This is a genomic window from Streptomyces sp. NPDC127197 (assembly GCF_042672405.1).
Lineage (GTDB): Bacteria > Actinomycetota > Actinomycetes > Streptomycetales > Streptomycetaceae > Streptomyces > Streptomyces flavusporus.
The window spans coordinates 1-2,701 of record NZ_JBHXVG010000120.1; the positions used below are offsets into that span (position 1 = coordinate 1).

2 protein-coding genes and 2 pseudogenes are annotated in these 2,701 nt (G+C 68.5%); 2 read left to right on the forward strand and 2 right to left on the reverse strand.

Features of this window, described 5'->3' with window-relative positions; translation table 11 throughout:
* Positions 1 to 281, reverse strand: a pseudogene (locus ACFVJQ_RS45755) (VanZ family protein); the annotation flags it as partial.
* 151 nt (positions 282 to 432) lie between these two features.
* On the opposite strand from ACFVJQ_RS45755, the gene ACFVJQ_RS45760 reads away from it, so the two are divergent.
* Both ACFVJQ_RS45760 and ACFVJQ_RS45765 read left to right on the forward strand, forming a co-directional pair.
* Entirely contained in the window at positions 433 to 1,629 is a 1,197-nt protein-coding gene (locus tag ACFVJQ_RS45760; protein ID WP_385791907.1) for a sensor histidine kinase, read from the forward strand.
* Complete coding sequence (locus ACFVJQ_RS45765; protein ID WP_385791909.1) at positions 1,626 to 2,273, forward strand: response regulator; 648 nt, start codon at positions 1,626 to 1,628, stop codon at positions 2,271 to 2,273. Before ACFVJQ_RS45760 ends, ACFVJQ_RS45765 begins: the two co-directional genes overlap by 4 nt.
* A gap of 177 nt (positions 2,274 to 2,450) precedes the next feature.
* On the opposite strand, the pseudogene ACFVJQ_RS45770 reads toward ACFVJQ_RS45765, so the two are convergent.
* Positions 2,451 to 2,701, reverse strand: a pseudogene (locus tag ACFVJQ_RS45770) (hypothetical protein); the annotation flags it as partial.

A 2,701-nucleotide genomic window follows, 5' to 3' on the forward strand; every position in this document is an offset into this window, starting at 1 on the left:
ACGTTGGGTATGGCAGTCGCGTCGATGGTGATCAGCGGTGCGAAGTTGATCTGGCTGTACCAGGGCGTCTGGTTCGCGTACTTTCCCCAAGTCACGGTGATGGGAAAGACGGTGATCGACAGCACCGCCGCGGCGTAGACGCTCGTAGTGATCCTCAGGACCGCCTGCCGACTCGTCCAGCCCGGCTGGGCCAGGCGGACACGCAGCATGGTCACCACGGCGAACACCGCCAGTGCGGGCCCTATGGCATAGACAGCGGGGATGACGACATTCACATTCACGCCAAGCTCCTACGGCGTTCGGCAGCGGATCTTCGATCAGCTTCCGTGAGCGGAGTGCCCGCGCGGATCCGGCGAAAGGCAGATCTTGGCCGGCGCGGCTACGACTTTCGGCAGAGAGAAAGGCACCGTCCGCTGGCATACGCTGCACGGCATGCGCTTTCGTCACCCGAGGTCACGCCGTGGCCCCCGCCTCGTCGGCGCCCTGCTGTGGGCGGCCGCGATCTGCGCCGTGGTGGCTGCCGCCCTGTTCGACGTGAGCGTCGGCACCTTTCGTCAACCTGGCACGGGGACGGCGCTGACGGTCTCGGCTTCGGTGGCGGCGGCCACGCTCCTGGGTGTGCCGGCGCTCGCCGCTCGGGATGTCAGGCCGTGGGCGCTCACCTGTGCGAGCGGAGTCGCGGCCGCCGCTTCGCTGGCCTGCACCGTGGCGATCCATCTCAGAGCCGGTGACGCGGACGCGTCGTCCGCCTACGGTGCCTTCGAATCCGTCGCGCTTCTGATCCTTCTGGCCGTTACCGCACGACAGGGCGCACCGGTGCCCGCAGCCGTGGTCACGGCGACGCTGCTTGCCGCGGTCATCACGCGTCCCTTGGCGGTGCGCGTCCAGGAAGGCAGCGTGATCGTCGCGTTCGTGCTGACGCTCGTCGCCGTGATGGTGACAGGGGTGAGCCTGGCCACGCGGCTGGTGGTGGCCGACCGACGGCAACGGGAACACCGGATCCGCCTGGAGCAGAGGCTGGCCCTGGCCAGAGAGTTGCACGACTTCGTGGCCCACCATGTGACCGGGATCGTCGTCCAGGCACAGGGCATCCAGGCGGTCGCCGCCAAACGCCCGGACATGGTCGCGCCCGCGCTGCAACGCATCGAGCAGACCGGCGCGGAGGCACTGGTCTCGCTGCGCCGCATGGTCGGCGGGCTCCGCGCCGAGGACATCGACGCTCTGCCGGCCGCACCGGAAGGGATGCGTGGTCTGCGCGACCTGGTCGCCGACTTCGGCCTGCGCGACGTGTCCGCGCGACTCACCGAGGCCGGTCCCACCAACACGCTGCCGTCGGACGTGGCCGCCGTCGCTCACCGCGTCACGATGGAATCGCTCACCAACATCCGCAAACACGCCCATGGCTGCCGCCACGTCCACGTCCGCGTGCAGGTTCTCCCGCAGCAAGCCGTCGTCGAGGTCAGCAACGACGGAACGGTGCGCCAGACCTCCTCCCCGGGCTACGGGCTCAAGGGACTGGAGGAGCGGGTCACACGGCTCGGAGGAACGTTCCTGGCCGCTGCCACGGACGGAGGCTGGCTGGTCCGCGCCTGCCTGCCGCTCGCTCCGGCCAGGACGGACACGCCGTGATCCGGGTACTGATCGCCGACGACCAGGCCATCGTGCGCACCGGTATCGCCATGATCCTCGCGGCCGAAGACGACATCGAGGTGGTCGCCGAGGCCGAGGACGGGGTCGAGGCGGTGGACCAGGCCGCACGGCACCGGCCCGACGTCGTCCTGATGGACATCCGTATGCCGCGCATGGACGGCCTGGACGCCCTGCGCGCGCTGACCCGCCCCACCGCGGACCACATCCCGAAGGTGGTCATGGTCACCACCTTCGACGACGAGGAGTACGTCACCAAGGCGCTGCAGTCGGGCGCCTGCGGTTTCATCCTCAAGGACTCCGGCCCCCGGCTGCTGGCTGAGGCGGTGCGAGCCGCGGCAGGGGGAGACTCGCTCATCAGTCCGTCGATCACGGTCCGTCTGCTGCGGCAATTGATGGCACCCGGTACTCGGCGAGCACCGGATACGGTCCTGTCCCTGCGGGAGGTGGACGTGGTCAGGCTCGTTGCCCAGGGACTCACCAACGCCGAGATAGCTCACGCCCTGTACATCACGGTCGGGACGGTCAAAACCCACTTGGGCAACATTCAGAGCAAGCTCGCCGCCCGCAACCGAGTGGAGATCGCCGCTTGGGCCTGGCGGGTGGGCCTGGCCCATCAGGACTGACGCCCGGCAGCGGATCCCGATGGTTCCAGGTGAGATCCGCTCAAAGTGTCGATCGGCATGCCTGGAGGCACGCCCCTGCGCGTAGGACTGCGCTACCTCGCCGACCTCGACTTCGGGGAATCGCCTCCCGCCCAGACATCACACCCAACGCTGCCTGGGTCGACGTACAGTCTCGCCTCAGTTCGAGAAGGGAACAGCATCAGCGGCGGACGTGTGCCAGTTGGTGACGATCGGCTTGTCGACGACGAACGAGCCGACCCTCAGGGACACCGGGTTCGGGTCACCGTTGGAGACGGAGACGATGAGGCTGCTCAGCTCCTTGCCGCTGTCCTCGTTGGTGGTCTTCGGGTTCACCCCCGCGTAGGCGGTGACCCCTGCGCGCAGCGTGATCTCCTGACCCACGGACTGCTCCGCGGGCTTTGCGGCCG

Bases quoted from the DNA above. Each gene is read 5' to 3' on its own strand.
- ACFVJQ_RS45760 (WP_385791907.1), top strand. From the start codon at position 433: ATGCGCTTTCGTCACCCGAGGTCACGCCGTGGCCCCCGCCTCGTCGGC.